At 41.3% G+C, this 15831-nt stretch carries 16 protein-coding genes; 13 read left to right on the forward strand and 3 right to left on the reverse strand.

Annotation, left to right across the window (positions count from 1 at the left end; all coding sequences use genetic code 11):
- A complete protein-coding gene (locus I595_RS02510) occupies positions 1–597 on the forward strand; it encodes a TetR/AcrR family transcriptional regulator (RefSeq protein ID WP_054557804.1) in 597 nt (198 codons plus the stop codon).
- 3 nt (positions 598–600) lie between these two features.
- Here I595_RS02510 and I595_RS02515 read toward each other — a convergent pair whose 3' ends face one another.
- Positions 601–2022, reverse strand: a complete 1422-nt coding sequence (locus I595_RS02515) for a PorP/SprF family type IX secretion system membrane protein (protein ID WP_054557805.1) — start codon at positions 2020–2022, stop codon at positions 601–603.
- An 86-nt stretch (positions 2023–2108) separates the two neighbouring features.
- On the opposite strand from I595_RS02515, the gene I595_RS02520 reads away from it, so the two are divergent.
- The gene (locus I595_RS02520) at positions 2109–2645 is read left to right on the forward strand and encodes a SixA phosphatase family protein (RefSeq protein ID WP_245628209.1); all 537 of its coding nucleotides are present in this window, start codon (positions 2109–2111) and stop codon (positions 2643–2645) included.
- Here I595_RS02520 and I595_RS02525 read toward each other — a convergent pair.
- Positions 2642–3394, reverse strand: coding sequence for a DUF6503 family protein (locus I595_RS02525; protein WP_054557807.1), 753 nt, complete (start codon positions 3392–3394; stop codon positions 2642–2644). The two genes, I595_RS02520 and I595_RS02525, sit on opposite strands and share 4 nt — an antisense overlap.
- Before the next feature lie 44 nt (positions 3395–3438).
- On the opposite strand from I595_RS02525, the gene smpB reads away from it, so the two are divergent.
- Both smpB and I595_RS02535 read left to right on the forward strand, forming a co-directional pair.
- Entirely contained in the window at positions 3439–3900 is a 462-nt protein-coding gene (gene smpB / locus I595_RS02530; protein WP_054557808.1) for an SsrA-binding protein SmpB, read from the forward strand.
- Between the two features lie 55 nt (positions 3901–3955).
- The gene (locus tag I595_RS02535) at positions 3956–6433 is read left to right on the forward strand and encodes a DUF5686 and carboxypeptidase regulatory-like domain-containing protein (protein ID WP_054557809.1); all 2478 of its coding nucleotides are present in this window, start codon (positions 3956–3958) and stop codon (positions 6431–6433) included.
- On the opposite strand, the gene I595_RS02540 is transcribed toward I595_RS02535, so the two are convergent.
- The gene (locus tag I595_RS02540; protein ID WP_054557810.1) at positions 6430–7071 is read right to left on the reverse strand and encodes a protein-L-isoaspartate(D-aspartate) O-methyltransferase; all 642 of its coding nucleotides are present in this window, start codon (positions 7069–7071) and stop codon (positions 6430–6432) included. The genes I595_RS02535 and I595_RS02540 overlap by 4 nt on opposite strands.
- Positions 7072–7174: 103 nt before the next feature.
- Here I595_RS02540 and I595_RS02545 point away from each other — a divergent pair, with 103 nt between their 5' ends.
- From I595_RS02545 to I595_RS02585, 9 genes are read left to right on the forward strand one after another with little or no spacing between them, the layout of a single operon-like run.
- Complete coding sequence (locus I595_RS02545) at positions 7175–8137, forward strand: Gfo/Idh/MocA family protein (protein WP_054557811.1); 963 nt, start codon at positions 7175–7177, stop codon at positions 8135–8137.
- Between the two features lie 7 nt (positions 8138–8144).
- A complete protein-coding gene (locus I595_RS02550) occupies positions 8145–9032 on the forward strand; it encodes a 3-hydroxyacyl-CoA dehydrogenase family protein (protein WP_054557812.1) in 888 nt (295 codons plus the stop codon).
- A 1-nt stretch (position 9033) separates the two neighbouring features.
- A complete protein-coding gene (locus I595_RS02555) occupies positions 9034–10269 on the forward strand; it encodes a DUF1015 domain-containing protein (protein ID WP_054557813.1) in 1236 nt (411 codons plus the stop codon).
- A 10-nt stretch (positions 10270–10279) separates the two neighbouring features.
- Complete coding sequence (locus tag I595_RS02560) at positions 10280–10939, forward strand: YggS family pyridoxal phosphate-dependent enzyme (RefSeq protein ID WP_054557814.1); 660 nt, start codon at positions 10280–10282, stop codon at positions 10937–10939.
- On the forward strand, positions 10875–12242 hold the full coding sequence (locus I595_RS02565; protein ID WP_316934153.1) for an exonuclease domain-containing protein: 1368 nt from the start codon (positions 10875–10877) through the stop codon (positions 12240–12242). The genes I595_RS02560 and I595_RS02565 overlap by 65 nt, the downstream gene beginning before the upstream one ends.
- Before the next feature lie 4 nt (positions 12243–12246).
- Positions 12247–13089 (forward strand): ion transporter, encoded by an 843-nt coding sequence (locus I595_RS02570; RefSeq protein ID WP_054557815.1) that lies wholly within the window; start codon positions 12247–12249, stop codon positions 13087–13089.
- Positions 13086–13985 carry a tRNA (adenosine(37)-N6)-dimethylallyltransferase MiaA gene (miaA, locus tag I595_RS02575; RefSeq protein WP_054557816.1) on the forward strand — a complete coding sequence of 300 codons (900 nt, stop codon included), beginning with the start codon at positions 13086–13088 and terminating at the stop codon, positions 13983–13985. The genes I595_RS02570 and miaA overlap by 4 nt, the downstream gene beginning before the upstream one ends.
- A 10-nt stretch (positions 13986–13995) precedes the next feature.
- Positions 13996–14496 carry a gluconokinase gene (locus I595_RS02580; protein ID WP_054558021.1) on the forward strand — a complete coding sequence of 167 codons (501 nt, stop codon included), beginning with the start codon at positions 13996–13998 and terminating at the stop codon, positions 14494–14496.
- A complete protein-coding gene (locus I595_RS02585; protein ID WP_054557817.1) occupies positions 14496–15830 on the forward strand; it encodes a GntP family permease in 1335 nt (444 codons plus the stop codon). Before I595_RS02580 ends, I595_RS02585 begins: the two co-directional genes overlap by 1 nt.
- The last annotated feature ends 1 nt before the right edge of the window (position 15831 follow it).

The following is a 15831-nucleotide window of genomic DNA, read 5'->3' on the forward strand; positions in this document are numbered from 1 at the left end:
ATGAGTACAAAAGCCGAAAGAACCACAAGATTTATCATTGAGACGGTGGCCCCCATCTTTAATAAACATGGGTATATAGGAACCAGTATGAGCCATTTAACGGAAGCTACCGGGTTGACCAAAGGTGCCATTTACGGGAACTTTGAAAACAAGGAAGCTTTGGCACTCGCTGCGTTTGAATACAACAAAAATTTATTATTGGCCAAAATTGATGAAGTGCTATCCGTTGACGGGTCTGCTATGGCCAAAATTGAAGCTTTATTATTGTTTTATAAGCAATATGACGTTTTTACCTTAAACCTGGGGGGGTGCCCCATATTAAATACAGGCGTAGATGCACATCATAACAATCCATTGCTGTCCGCTGCGGTTAAGGAAACAGCAAAAGAAATTGAAGGAAAAATTGCACTGGTCCTGGAAAATGGGGCAAAGGCAGCGGAAATAAAGCTACCCGTACCACCGCTTCAGTTTGCCAAACAACTATATACTATTTTGCAGGGTGCTGTGGCCATGGGCACCATGACAAGGGATAGAAAGTATTTAATGAACACCACCACTTACTTATCTTACTTGGTAGGCCAAGAAATTAAAAAATAGTGCTTATTCTCCCCTTACCCTAAAAATCCACAAGGCGTCTTTGTATTTGCCACCAAACTTGCTGGCACGTGCAGCCCTAGCCTCGTCAATGGTCTCATACCTGGCCAAATAAACATAATTAAATTTGTTAACGCTCCTATAGAAGGATTTGGGTAGCAAGCCTTGTGCCTCTAATTTACTCTTAAAGTTTTCAAGATATTTTTTAGTGCCAAAAACATTGGCGATTAAATAGAACCCAGGCTGCAGTCCTTCTGCGGAATTTACCTCTTGGTATTTTTCATTGGGCATGATTTCCACTTCCTTGGTCCTTGCTACTTTGGCAATACTATCTTGCCGTAGTTGTTCTTTCACTGCGGCCAGTTCCTCTGCCCGCCTTTTTGACATAGCTTCTTTCTCTAATTGGGCAAGACGTGCTTCTTCGGCCAAGCGTAGTCTTTCTTTTTCAGCCTCTTCTTGCTGGCGTTGCTTTTCAATTTCCTCCATTTTTTCCTCAGGAGATAGTTTTTCTTCCTTTTCTTTTGGCTCATACATTTGCTCGCCAAAGTGATACGCCAAGACCAACTCAAATGTAGGGTCTTCATTCTGGATGGCCTCATTTAGGCCACTTTCCACCAAGGCACCAAGGGACAATTTTTTAAAAAAGGTTGCCCCTACCCCTCCAGATACACCATAAAAGCTGTTATAACCGCCTTGCACCCAAAATTTTGGGGTGGTAAAAAGGGTAGCCAGCCCGTACTGAAAATCTTGATTTGGTATGGAACGGGCATATAGTATAGGCCTTACATAACTCAGTTCATCAAAAAGATACACCGGAAAGTCATTGCTAATACTTCCTGAAAAAATACGCTCGGTTTCCAAGCGCTCGCTATTGGTGAAATCAAAATTTAAAGCATTCTCAACGGACATGCCCATACTAAAACTTTTTGCCTGCAGTCTAAGACCTGGAGCCAGCTCTGCAATAAAACGTGGGTCATCATTGTTTGGAAACGGTAAGGGTTGATTACCCAATATAACTCTTGTATCTGCAAGTTCTTGCTGATATCCCAGCACATTGGCACCAAATATTAAATTCACCTCCTCACCCAAGGGTATCGCAAAGGCATAATTCAATACCCCACCCCTATTTAAAAACAACCCGGTATTATTCTGAAAAAAACCAATACCACCAGAAGATTGTGCCCCAAAACGCTGGGTATAGTTAAAAAACATCGTAGACGGATCTGTATCAATGGTTTGCCACTGCCAACGGGACCAAAGCGCCACAGAACGCGGTTTATTGCGGTCAAAAGAAAAGGCCGGGTTAAACAAACTTGCATTAAACTGTGTGAGGTTATGCTGCCTAATGTCTGGTGGCAATGCCCCGTCCTGTGCATTGGAGGAAAATATTAGCAGTACAATAAACGTTGTAGTAAGTAACTTAGCCATTAGGTTGATTAAAATTAGTGGTACTTTTAACTTAAATCTGATAATAAAATATGGGGGCGTCGCATCTAACTATTACAAAATTTTTCTTGAAACCTTTGGTAATTCTAACCGTAATTGGTGTAGGACTAATCTCATGTAATGACAAGAAAAATAGTGGGAATAAAGATATAGAAATAAACAAGGAACCCACAATTTCTACTTTTTATTTAATTAGACATGCAGAAAAGGATAGAACGGATCCCAATAACGCAGATCCGGAGTTGAACCAAGATGGTTTGGGCAGGGCAATGAACTGGGCCAATATATTTGATAACATTCCTCTTGATGCGCTGTATTCGACAAATTTTGAACGCACAAGGATGACCGCGGCACCAGTTTCCGTGAAACAAGACCTGGACATAGATTATTATGACCCTAGCACTATGGACATTGAAACCTTTAAAAAAGATAATTCAGGGCTTCAAGTTTTAATTGTGGGACATAGTAATACCACTCCAAATATGGTCAACAAACTATTGGGTGAAGAAAAATATAGCCCTATGGACGATACCAACAATGGGGCATTGTTCATCGTCCAGATTGTGGATGGCGTTGCCACGGATATCAGGCTACAGATCAACTAGTCGTTACCAATTACCTGGATGTTTTCTATTTCAATTTTAGAAAGCAACTCCAAGCTGTCCGCTTCAAACCACTGGCCAACTTTTACAACGTCTTTTAAAGGACTTTTTGGGCGGTAGTTGTTATAATCTACAAAGCGTATACCATTCACGTAGCGCTCGTTTACCGCCTCCCGAAAACGAATCCCACCGCCATTGACCTGAAAGGTATAGGCAAGGTATTTTGGTTTAAACGTTTTTACGTCAAACCAGTATACATAGACATCATCAAAATCGTCGCCTCCATTATCCTTGCTAAAGGTTACTTGTAGCTTAAAATAAGTAACATCCTTAATGGCTTCCTTACCCAGTAATTTTTTGTGCACCGCGGGGTCATTAAGACCATAGGGCAATCTTGAAAAATAGTGAACGGAATTCACGGAATTGGAATACCCGTTGGCCAAGGAATCCGTTAGTGGAACCACAGAATCATTCACAAAGCGCTGAAAACTGTCTCCCAACCTTACATCAGTGGTTTCAACACCCTTAACCATGGTAATGCGCTTTAACAGTTTTTTGCCTTGCTTTAACTCACTTTCGTAATACGCATCCCTAAACTTAAAACGCACCTTGGAAGTGGCATACTGTTCCCCTCCACTGACCGCAATTCCCTTATCTACGATAAATTTGGCGGTAATAGGCTCCTTTTGCTCCGTACATGAAAAAAAGAGCATTAGCATCATAAATGCTAACATATCATATTTCATTCTCATAGAATTCAAGTAAAAACAGGCCAATTAGTTTATTTTTGTCGTGTATGCAAGCAAACATTAACATTAAAAACAAAAGAGCTCGTTTTGATTACGAGATTTTAGAAACCTTTACCGCTGGTATTGTGCTAGGTGGAACGGAAATTAAGTCCATAAGACTGGGCAAGGCCTCCATTTCACAAAGTTTTTGCGAATTTAATGACAATGGAGAGCTTTTTGTCATTAATATGCAAATAGATGAATACAGCCATGGTGGTCACTACAACCACAAACCAAAGGCAGAACGTAAATTACTCTTGAACAAAAGGGAGCTTAAAAAACTACGTAAGGAAGTAGCCACAAGCGGCCTTACCATTGTACCCTTAAAAATGTTCATAAATGATCGTGGGTTGGCCAAGGTAAACATAGGATTGGCCAAAGGGAAAAAACTTTACGACAAACGTGAGACCATTAAGGATAGGGACAACAAGAAGAATTTGGCACGTATTAAAAAAAGTTTCAACAACTAATTTATTTAACATTTACTAAACTTGAACCGTTTTACGATTGATGTAATATTGTTCTATGCTTCGTACCAATCTTTTTCGTCTGCTTTATTTTTTCTTTTGTTTCCTCTTTTTTCATCATACTTCCAATGGGCAAATCAAAGGACAGGTAACGGATGGGGAAAACAACCCCTTACCATTTGTCAGTATCTATTATGAAGGTAGCATTAACGGAACCATCTCCAATGATAATGGGTTCTATGAGTTGGAGGTTGCCTCACCTGGGACATATACCATTGTCTTTAAATACTTAGGGTTCACGACTAAAAAAAAGCAAATTACGGTAACTGGTACAGCATTCACTTTAAACATTAGCTTAGAACCAGAAAACATAACCCTCAATGAGGTTGCTATTACGGCCAAGGAAAATCCGGCGAACAGGGTGATACAAAATGCGATAGAAAGCCGTAAAAAATATCAAAAGGAACTTCAAAATTTTACCGCTAGCTTTTATTCCAAAGGACTGATAAAAATTAAGGACGCGCCAGAAAGAATTTTGGGCCAGGATGTTGGGGACTTGGGCGGAGGGTTGGACTCTACCCGGTCAGGCATTGTGTATCTGTCCGAGACTATTTCGGACATATCAAAAAGGAATAACGACTTTAAGGAAAAAATCATAGCGTCCAAGGTAAGCGGGGATGATAACGGATTCAGCTTCAACACATCCACAGATGTCAACTTTTCATTTTATGAAAATACCGTGGAACTGGGCAACCAACTGATTTCTCCTATCGCGGACAATGCCTTCAACTACTACAGGTACCGTCTGTTGGGAACATTTTATGACGACCTGGGCAATTTGGTGAATCAAATCCAAGTGATACCACGAAGACCTAAGGACCGTGTTTTTAATGGAACTATCTATATCATTGAAGATAATTGGGCCATCTACGCCGTAGAACTTGCGGTGACCGGCGAACAGGCCAAAATAATACCCGTGGACACTTTTTTTATAAAACAGAGTTTTAACTACCTTAAAAGCGCGGACACATGGCTAAAAACATTGCAAAGTTTTGATTTTAAGTACAATATCTTTGGTTTTAAAGGTGAGGGGCGTTTTACCGCAGGATACAAGAACTATGAACTACAACCCAATTTTACAAAAAAAACGTTTGGGAACGAAGTTTTAAGTTTTGTGGACAATGCGAATAAAAAAGACTCCATTTTTTGGAATACGGTAAGGCCTGTTCCCCTAACCCAAGAAGAACGTTCGGATTATGTGGTCAAGGATAGCCTTCAAGTTATAAGAGAATCCCAACAATATCTGGATTCGGTTGATGCAAAAGGCAATAAGTTTGGGATAGGTTCGCTTTTTTTTGGATACACCCATAGCAATACGTTTAAAGAAAAGTATTTTACGGTATCTTCCCTAATTTCCGCTTTACAGTTCAATACCGTCCAAGGATGGCATACGGGCCTAAATTTTGACTATACAAAATTGAACGAAGAAAAAGGGACCCGCTTAAATTTGGGAATTGATTTCGATTATGGTTTTTCTGATAGGCGCTTTAGACCGGTTGGCTCGGTTTCCTACAGATTCAATACGTTTTCTCGGCCATTCTTAAGGCTAAGGGTGGGCAACCAGGCGTTGCAGTTTAACAATGAGGAACCCATTAAGCCTTTGGGGAACACCTTTGCCAGCTTATTCTTTGAAGATAACCTAGCCAAATTCTATGACAAAACATTTGCCGAAGTGTACTATCAACAGGAAATAGTCAATGGAATATACACTTTTTTGAATGTTGGGTTTGAGAAAAGGCAACCGCTTTTTAATACCGCTGACTATGTTCTCATTGATGATGAGGACGACGTCTACACTTCCAACAATCCTCTACAACCAGACAATTTTGTGGACCCCGCCATTGCGACCCATGAAATTATAAAGCTAAGCCTTACCACCAGGATACGTTTTGGTCAAAAATACCAAAACTACCCGGACGGAAAATTTAACCTAACGAATGATAGTTATCCTACGCTATACTTGGGCTATGAAACCGGTTTTGCCAGTAGCAATCCATCCAATAATTATAGCCAATTTAAAGCTCGTTTGGCCCAAGATTTCCCTGTAGGTGATAAGGGCCGTTTTTTCTACAACCTAAAAGCGGGAACATTCATAAATGCGGACAATATTTCCTTTGTGGACTTCCAACATTTTAACGGGAATAGAACAAGGGTAACAAGATTGAATTACCTAAACTCCTTTTTCTTTTTGCCATACTATGACTTTAGCACCAATGGGCAATATTTTGAGGGACATGCGGAGCATAACTTTCAGGGGTTTATCATGAACAAGATTCCATTGCTTAAAAAGTTGGGCAGCCATTTGATTATCAGCGGAAAAGTGCTGTCCACAGAAAATACCAGTGCATACACAGAGTTTGGTGTTGCGTTGGGCAATTTGGGCTGGAAAAAGTTCAGATTCCTAAGGGTGGGCTTCGTTCAAGGACACTTTCAAGGCATCACAGAACGTGGGGTAAACTTTGGCATTCAATTTTAGTTTTTATCCTCTAATAAGGGAACAAACCTAAAATCACCATATTCCGTCTTCTTAAATTCCTTTTCGGAGGTCCTTTCAAACAAGGTCATTACTTGGCTATCGGCACCGACTGGTATTACCAATCTCCCTCCAATTTTTAATTGGGACAGCAGCGCCTTTGGCACCTCAGGTGCACCGGCCGTAACAATAATACCATCAAAAGGTGCGTGTTCCGGTAAACCTTTGTATCCATCGCCAAAAACGGTTTTTTTTGGCCTGTAGCCCATTTTACCAAAGAAAAGCTTGGTTCTTTTAAATAGGGCGCCTTGTCGCTCCACCGTAAACACCTTGGCCTTAAGTTCCAATAACACCGCGGTTTGATAGCCACAACCAGTCCCTATTTCCAATATTTTTTGTTGAGGTTTTACATGTAACAACTGGGTCTGGAAAGCTACGGTATACGGTTGTGAAATAGTTTGGTCCGCCCCAATGGGAAAAGCCTTGTCTTGGTACGCATGTGCTTCAAAACCGCTATCCAAAAACAAATGTCTGGGCACTTGTCTTATAGCATGGAGCACCTGAAGGTCCACAATCCCTTTTGTACTTAATAATTCTGCCAGTTGATTGCGCAGTCCTTGGTGCCTAAGTGTATCCTGCATAGTCTAGTTTGGTTTACGAAATTATGAAACTTCGGCAATTCTGGGCACCACTTGGGGCATACAATTCTGTGGTTATCCCTATTTTTGGAAAAACTTACGAATTATGCTGAAAGCTGGCGTTTTAGGGGCTGGACATCTGGGGAAAATACACCTGCGACTTTTGAATGAATCCGAAAAATATGAATTGGTAGGATTCCACGACCCAGATGAAATTAGCGCAAAAAAAGTAGTGGACGAATTTGGATACCGCTATTTTGAAAACATCAACGATTTAATTGCAGCTGTTGATGTGGTAGACATTGTGACCCCTACCCTTTCCCATTTTGATTGTGCCAAAAAGGCCATGGAAAATGGGAAACATATCTTTATTGAAAAACCTATCACCAATACCTTGGAAGAGGCCGAACAACTAGTTGGTTTTCAGAAAAAGTTTGGGGTAAAGGGGCAGGTTGGGCATGTGGAAAGGTTTAATCCCGCATTCACCGCTGTTAAGGACAAAATTCAACAACCAATGTTCATTGAAACCCACCGATTGGCAGAATTTAATCCACGTGGTACGGATGTTCCCGTAGTCCTGGACCTGATGATTCATGATATAGATGCCATTCTAAGCGTGGTACATTCTAACGTTAGACAAATCAATGCCAGTGGTGTTTCTGTCATAAGCAGTTCCCCAGACATTGCCAATGCAAGAATTGCTTTTGAAAATGGTTGCGTTGCCAACTTAACAGCAAGTAGGATATCCCTAAAAAATATGCGGAAATCACGATTTTTCCAAAAAGATGCCTATATCTCGGTAGATTTTCTGGAAAAAAAGGTGGAAGTGGTGAAAATGAAGGAGGCTCCGGAAACCCCAGGGGATTTTGATATGATACTGCAAAACGCCGAGGGAATAAAAAAACAAATTTATTTTGAAAACCCGGACATAGCCCCAAACAATGCCATTTTGGATGAGCTCAACAGCTTTGCAGATGCCATACAAAACAACACTACGCCCATAGTAACTTTGGAACAAGGAACAAAGGCGCTGCGGGTAGCACTACAAATCATACAAGAATTTAATTAACTAATAAATGAAAAATATAGCGGTAATAGGCGCGGGAACCATGGGAAATGGAATAGCCCATGTTTTCGCCCAGCATGGGTACAAGGTGAAGCTCATAGATGTGAACCAAGCCTCTTTGAACAAAGGCTTAGCCACTATTGCCTCCAACCTAGATAGAATGGTGGCAAAAGAAAAAATCACTCAGCAAATCAAAAACAATACCCTTTCCCAGATTAGGACCTTCACGGAAATCAAGGATGGGGTGGCCGAGGTTGATTTGGTGGTGGAAGCTGCCACAGAAAACCTTGACATTAAACTGGACATCTTTAAAACCCTTGATGAGCACTGTGAGACATCCACCATTTTGGCTTCCAACACATCCTCCATATCCATCACCCAGATTGGTGCCGCAACCAACAGACCGGACAAGGTAATAGGCATGCACTTCATGAATCCCGTTCCAATAATGCGATTGGTTGAAATTATTAGGGGATACAGTACTTCTGACGAAGTCACCAATACTATCATGGAGCTTTCAAAAAATTTAGGCAAAACAGCTACCGAGGTTAACGATTATCCGGGTTTTGTGGCCAATCGTATTCTCATGCCCATGATCAATGAAGCCATAGAGACACTATACCACCAAGTGGCGGGGGTTCAAGAAATTGATACGGTGATGAAATTAGGTATGGCGCATCCTATGGGGCCACTACAACTTGCAGACTTTATTGGGCTGGATGTATGCCTGTCTATTCTTAAAGTGATGTACCAGGGGTTCAAAAACCCTAAATATGCACCCTGTCCCTTATTGGTAAATATGGTCATGGCGGGTAAACTCGGCGTAAAGTCTGGCGAAGGTTTTTATGACTATTCCCAGGGTAAAAAAGCGGAAAAGGTGTCCGCACAATTTGCTTAGAATGGCGATAGTCAAACCTTTTAAGGCCATACGCCCAACAAGGGATAAGGTGGTGCACGTAGCTTCTAAATCCTATGAAGCCTATGACCCCGTAGAACGTGACGCCATCTTAACGTATAACCCATTTTCGTTTTTACATATCATCAATCCGGGATATAAGTTCCATCAAGACGTTGGGGGCAAAGAACGTTTTAGACTGGTGCATAACCGCTATTTGGAATTTCTGGAAGACCAAATTTTTATCCAAGAAGAAACACCGTCTTTCTATCTCTATCAAATAGAGGACCAAGGGCATAAAAGTTTAGGTTTTTTCTGTGCCACCAGCGTAAAAGATTATGAAACCGGTATCATAAAAAAACATGAGGACACCCTAGAGGACCGTGAAGTGCTTTTTGCGGACTACCTGAACACGGTTGGCTTTAATGCAGAACCTGTATTGATGGCCCACAAGGATGATAAACGCCTTGCAGCAATTTGGGCCAGAAAGATTAAGGAGCAACCACTTTATGATTTCACGACCACGGACCGGGCCAAACACCAAATCTGGCGTATTGATGCACCCAAGATAGTTACGGAAATAGAGAATATCTTTAGTGAGATGCCATCGCTGTACATTGCAGATGGCCATCACAGAAGTGCATCATCCTATTTGCTCTCCGAGGAAAGAAAATCCAATAATCCCAACCATATGGGAACGGAGGCCTATAATTATTTTATGTCTTATCTAATCCCTGAATCGGAAATAAGGATTTATGAATACAATCGCCTCATTAGGGGCCTGAACGGCCTCTCAAAAGAAGAGTTTTTGATACAGCTCGACACTTTTTATCGGATTGAAGAAAAAAAAGATGATCCCTATAATCCATCACAAAAACATCATTTTAGCATGTACTTGGATGGTCAATACTATTCGCTGTACCTAAGAAAAAAGGTGTACGATATGGATGACCCTTTAAGTGCTTTGGATACACAAATATTGTTCAAAACCATTTTAGAACCAATTTTGGGGATACAAGATCTGCGGAATGATAAACGCATTGCCTACCGCCATGGCAAATACAACATTTTAAAAATGAAGGATGCCATAGACCAAGGGGAATTTACGGTAGGTTTTGGATTACTGCCCCTAACCATTGAAGAAATCATGGCCGTTGCGGATGCGGATTTGGTAATGCCGCCTAAAAGCACTTATATAGAACCCAAATTACGCAGCGGGCTAGCTATTTATGAACTCTAGGAATTTTGATATGTCCATAGCAGAAAAACTACATTCCATTAAAAACACCCTTCCCGGAAACGTTGTACTTGTCGCCGTTTCCAAAACCAAGCCCACAGAAGACCTCTTGGTAGCCTATGAGGCAGGGCAACGAGTATTTGGGGAAAATAAAATTCAGGAAATGACCCAAAAATGGGAGGTATTGCCCAAAGATATTCAATGGCATATGATTGGGCACGTGCAACGCAACAAAGTAAAATATATGGCCGAGTATGTGGATTTGATCCATGGGGTGGATAGCCTTAAACTCCTAAAGGAAATAAATAAACAAGCCCTTAAGCACAACCGCACCATCTCCTGTCTGCTTCAAATGCATATTGCCGAAGAGGATACTAAATTTGGGCTGGACCAAGATGAATTGATAGCACTGGTTAATGATGATGAATTTAAATCGCTCCAAAACATAAAAATTGAAGGATTAATGGGAATGGCAACATTTACCAAGGATTTGGAACAGGTGCGTAGGGAATTCAAAGGACTTAAAACTACCTTTGAAGGGCTAAAAGAACAACTGCCAGAAATTCATGTACTTTCCATGGGTATGAGCGGGGATTATACCATTGCCGTTGACGAAGGTAGTACCATGGTGCGTATTGGAAGCAGTATCTTTGGTGCAAGAAATTACAACTAAAAGCAGCGTAGGATTGATATATGCCATATTAGACATAGAAAGTACGGGGGGAAAGTACAATGAAGAAGGAATTATGGAAATTGCCATACACCGGTTCAATGGACTACAAGTAGAAGATAAATTTATTGGTTTAATAAATCCTGAAAGGAAAATACAACCTTTTGTGGCAAACCTCACGGGAATAAACAATAAAATGTTGCAATCTGCACCAAAATTCCATGAAGTGGCCAAGCGCATTATTGAGATTACTGACAATGCTGTAATTGTGGCCCATAACGCCCAGTTTGATTACCGTATATTAAGAACAGAATTTAGACGACTGGGATATGACTATAAGCGAAAAACACTCTGTACCGTAGATCTTTCCAAAAAACTATTACCAGATGCAGAATCACACAGTCTGGGCAAGTTGGTGCGCTCCCTTGGCATTCCCGTTACAGATAGGCACCGTGCCAATGGGGACGCTTTGGCCACCTTAAAACTTTTTAAACTATTGCTTACCAAAGATAGCGGTAAGACAATCATCACAGAGGTCATACGGGAAGAAAGTTCGGGGGAACTCTCCCACAAACAGCTAGATATGGTAGAACAGCTGCCCTCTGAGACCGGCGTCTATTACCTCTACAGTAAAAAAGGGGAACTACTATATATTGGCAAGACAAAAAACATAAAAAAAAGGGTGAACCAACATTTTACCAATGTGGGGGATTTAGCCAGAAAACTGCAAAAAGAAACCAAGGAAGTAACGTTTGAAATCACGGGAAGTGATGTAATAGCCCTATTAAAGGAACAGTTTGAAAAAGAAAATAACCGCCCAAAACTTCAACCCGATAAGGTAAAAACAGGATTTCAATACGGAGTTTATTTAACAGGAGGTTCCGCAGGGGAGGGCTTTTTTCGGGTAGAAAAAAATTATGGACAGCCCAATAGGCTAAGTAGTTTCGCCTCCAAAAAAGCGGCAGCGGATTTTGCCCAGAAAATAAACATGGAACTTAGGGGATATAGTAACAAAACAACAGAGGAACAACAAAACGCGCTACAAGCGCTATTTTTAAGGTACAGTATAGACGGTAGAAACGCCATCCTAATCGACAAGGGAAGAGCCCAAGGAGAAAAAGGTGTGGTTTTAATCCAAAAAGGGAGGTTTAGAGGCTATGGATTCACGGAATTAAATCACCAACTAAATAATATTAGTATCTTAGAAAATCTGATTACGCCTATCAATGGCAATGATTACGCTACGTTTATAATAGAATCGGTTTTACGAAGAAAGCATAGGCTTAAGGTAGTGGACCTAAATTAATTTTTTGGAAAGAGAGGAAGTTCATTCTGGTTGGCGACATGAGTTGCATACAATTATCTACGAAGCAGATACACCTGCGGGCAAGATTTTTGATATTACCTTGGTTGTCTTGATAGTGCTTAGTGTGATGCTGGTCATGTTGGAAAGCATTAAAGGTATAGACGCCAAATTCCACCAACCGCTTTTGATACTGGAATGGGTGGTCACCATATTTTTCACTTTTGAGTATTTCGCAAGAATCATAAGCATTAAAAAACCTTTTAAGTATATTTTTAGTTTTTATGGTATGGTTGATTTGCTGTCTACCCTACCATTGTATTTGTCTTATTTTTTTGTGGGTTCCCAAGCGCTAATTGCCGTTAGGGCACTGCGTTTGTTAAGGATATTCAGAATTTTAAAATTGGTGAAGTTTTTGGGAGAGGCCTCACAGTTGCGCGCTGCCTTAAAGGCGAGTAGGGCCAAAATAGCTGTTTTTATCTACGTTGTGGTGATTCTATCCATAATTATGGGCACGATAATGTACCTAATTGAAGGAGATGAAGCGGGCTTTACGAGTATTCCAAGAAGTATTTATTGGACCATAGTAACCTTAACCACGGTAGGCTACGGGGATATAGCACCACAGACCAATTTGGGACAGTTTATTGCCACCGTTATTATGATATTGGGTTATGGTATCATCGCCGTTCCAACAGGCATAGTAACCGTAGAGTTTTCCAAATACGGAAAAAATAGAAATTCAGGCAATGCAATAGTACATACCAATACACAATGCTGCCCATCATGTGCCGCCGAAGGCCACCGGGATGGCGCCAAATATTGTTACAATTGCGGAGACCATTTATGAATACTAAAACGGTAATTGCAGTTGTTGGGCCAACCGCTATTGGTAAAACCGCAAGGGCAATTGATTTGGCAAATACATTTGATACAGAGATATTATCCGCAGACTCTAGGCAATTCTATAAAGAAATGCATATAGGTACGGCAGTACCCTCCAAAGAAGAGTTGAACGCAACCAAACATCATTTTATTCAACATAAAAGCATTTTTGACGCGTATAGTGTTGGTCATTTTGAGTCCGATGCCCTAAGGCTATTGGAACAACTGTTTGAGCATAAAGGCATTGTTATTTTGGTGGGTGGCAGCGGACTTTATGTAGATGCTGTCATCAACGGTTTGGATGTCTTTCCAAAAGTAGCTCCCAGTATACGTGAAAATCTAAACATGGAATGGAAGGCTCAAGGTCTTCCTTACCTACAGCAACAATTAAAACAACTGGACCCCAACTATTACCAAAAAGTAGACCTCAATAATCCTTACCGCGTAATCAGGGCATTGGAAATATGTGTTGGAACCAAAAGGCCCTACAGTTCCTATCTATCACAAAAAAAGAAAGAACGACCTTTTAAAACCATTTATTTGGGACTACAAGCGGAACGTACCATGGTTTACGACCGCATCAATGCACGTGTAGATCAAATGTTACAGGCAGGTTTGGTGGAAGAGGCTAAAACCTTACTGCCCCATAAGAACCTGAACGCATTACAAACCGTTGGTTATCAAGAGCTTTTCAAATACTTTGAGGGTGTCATTAATTTGGATACCGCTATCGAAGAAATTAAAAAAAACACCCGTAGATTCGCAAAAAGACAGCTGACTTGGTTAAGAAAAAACAAGGAAATTCAATGGTTTCCGCACGACCTGCCCATTGAGGATGTCCTAAAGCAATTAAATGTCTAACCAACTGAAGATGAGAAAAACCGTCTATTTTATTATGGGGGTTTCTGGAACCGGAAAGACCACCATTGGCCAGGCATGGGCAAAAATACTGGATATACCCTTTTATGACGGGGATGATTATCACCCTACAACCAATGTGGAGAAAATGACCTCTGGAAAACCCTTGAATGATAGCGATAGACAGGAATGGCTGTTGGCCCTCAATAACCTAGCCCTAATGCAGCGGGACGGAGCGGTCATTGCCTGCTCTGCCCTTAAACAAAAATACAGGGAAACCTTGAAGATGCGCATGGAAGGCCAAGTTATGTTCATCTTTTTACAAGCCTCGTTCAAAACCATAAAATCCCGATTGCAGCACAGAAAAGGCCATTTTATGCCTTTAAGCCTCTTGGAATCCCAGTTTGCAACCTTAGAACCACCCACTGCCCCGGAAGCTATTACCGTATCTGTGGAAGATGATGTTGAAACGGTACTCACCCAGCTTTCCCAACAATTAAAAACATTGGACTAATGGATGTACAACTTATCATGGCGGTTCTGGGAGGTATTGCACTGTTATTGTTCCTAATCTTACGATTAAAGATTAATGCCTTTATCGCACTATTAATGGCCAGTATTGCCGTGGGATTACTGGCAGGGCTTGATGCTAATCAAATAATAGCAACCATTGAAAAGGGCATGGGGAATACCCTTGGTTTTGTGGCTACCGTGGTAGGTCTAGGGGCTATGTTCGGGGCTATTTTGGAAGCCTCAGGAGGAGCCAAGACCATTGCGGATTTTATGGTGAAAAAATTTGGACTAAAAAATGCGCCTGCGGCTATGGTGATTTCCGGTTTTTTAATTGCCATTCCCGTATTTTTTGATGTTGCCTTTATTATACTTGTTCCCATGGTGTACGCATTACAGCGTAAAACAGGAAAGTCTTTATTGCTCTATGCCATTCCTTTGCTAGCGGGGTTGGCCATAACCCACGCCTTTATTCCCCCTACTCCTGGCCCAATAGCCGTTGCGGACATAATTGGTGCGGAATTGGGATGGGTCATAGTGGTGGGGTTTACGGTTGGTATCCCTACGGCCTTGGTCAGTGGGCTGTTATTTGGTAAGATTATTTCAAAAAAAATTCATGTGATCGCACCAGAGCAGGTAACCCAAGACCAACATCAAGCGCAACCAAATATCGGGCTGACCCTAAGCGTTATTTGTGTTCCAATATTTCTTATCGTGTTAAATACCGTAACCAAATCAGGGGCTTTTGGCATCACGCATCCATTGGTGCTAGACATTATCGCTTTACTTGGGCACCCTTTTAGTGCCTTATTGTTGGCCAACTTTTTGGCTTGGTATTTTTTTGGAATAAGGCGTGGGTATACCAAGAATCAATTGTTTAAGATTACTGGTAAGTCTTTGGCTCCGGCAGGGTCCATTATTTTATTGACAGGTGCTGGTGGTGTCTTTAAACAGGTGCTTACCAATACGGGGGCCGGTGAACTATTGGCTGTCTCTTTAAGTAACATAGGGTTCCCCATTCTCTTATTTGCATTTATAAGCGCGGCAATCGTAAGGATTATCCAGGGGTCCTCCACAGTGGCCATGATTACCGCTGCGGGACTCATTTCGCCATTATTGGAAAATGCACCATTGAGCGATTGGAAATTAGCTTGCCTTGTTATTGCCATTGCATCCGGTGCCAGTATTTTTTCCCATGTAAATGATAGTGGATTTTGGCTCGTAGGACAGTATTGTGGCATCAGCGAGAAGCAAACTTTTAGGTCATGGACCATGATGACAACGCTGTTGGCCCTTACTGGCATGCTAAGCGTTTCCCTCCTTTATTTTATTGCATAAA

The organism is Croceitalea dokdonensis DOKDO 023 (assembly GCF_001306415.1).
Lineage (GTDB): Bacteria > Bacteroidota > Bacteroidia > Flavobacteriales > Flavobacteriaceae > Croceitalea > Croceitalea dokdonensis.

Excerpts from the sequence above, each read along its gene's own strand:
- I595_RS02510 (WP_054557804.1), top strand. The coding sequence starts at position 1 with ATGAGTACAAAAGCCGAAAGAACCACAAGATTTATCATTGAGACGGTG.
- I595_RS02515 (WP_054557805.1), bottom strand. The coding sequence starts at position 2,022 with ATGGCTAAGTTACTTACTACAACGTTTATTGTACTGCTAATATTTTCC.
- I595_RS02525 (WP_054557807.1), bottom strand. The coding sequence starts at position 3,394 with ATGAGAATGAAATATGATATGTTAGCATTTATGATGCTAATGCTCTTT.
- smpB (WP_054557808.1), top strand. The coding sequence starts at position 3,439 with ATGCAAGCAAACATTAACATTAAAAACAAAAGAGCTCGTTTTGATTAC.
- I595_RS02535 (WP_054557809.1), top strand. The coding sequence starts at position 3,956 with ATGCTTCGTACCAATCTTTTTCGTCTGCTTTATTTTTTCTTTTGTTTC.
- I595_RS02540 (WP_054557810.1), bottom strand. The coding sequence starts at position 7,071 with ATGCAGGATACACTTAGGCACCAAGGACTGCGCAATCAACTGGCAGAA.
- I595_RS02545 (WP_054557811.1), top strand. The coding sequence starts at position 7,175 with ATGCTGAAAGCTGGCGTTTTAGGGGCTGGACATCTGGGGAAAATACAC.
- I595_RS02550 (WP_054557812.1), top strand. The coding sequence starts at position 8,145 with ATGAAAAATATAGCGGTAATAGGCGCGGGAACCATGGGAAATGGAATA.
- I595_RS02555 (WP_054557813.1), top strand. The coding sequence starts at position 9,034 with ATGGCGATAGTCAAACCTTTTAAGGCCATACGCCCAACAAGGGATAAG.
- I595_RS02560 (WP_054557814.1), top strand. The coding sequence starts at position 10,280 with ATGTCCATAGCAGAAAAACTACATTCCATTAAAAACACCCTTCCCGGA.
- miaA (WP_054557816.1), top strand. The coding sequence starts at position 13,086 with ATGAATACTAAAACGGTAATTGCAGTTGTTGGGCCAACCGCTATTGGT.
- I595_RS02580 (WP_054558021.1), top strand. The coding sequence starts at position 13,996 with ATGAGAAAAACCGTCTATTTTATTATGGGGGTTTCTGGAACCGGAAAG.
- I595_RS02585 (WP_054557817.1), top strand. The coding sequence starts at position 14,496 with ATGGATGTACAACTTATCATGGCGGTTCTGGGAGGTATTGCACTGTTA.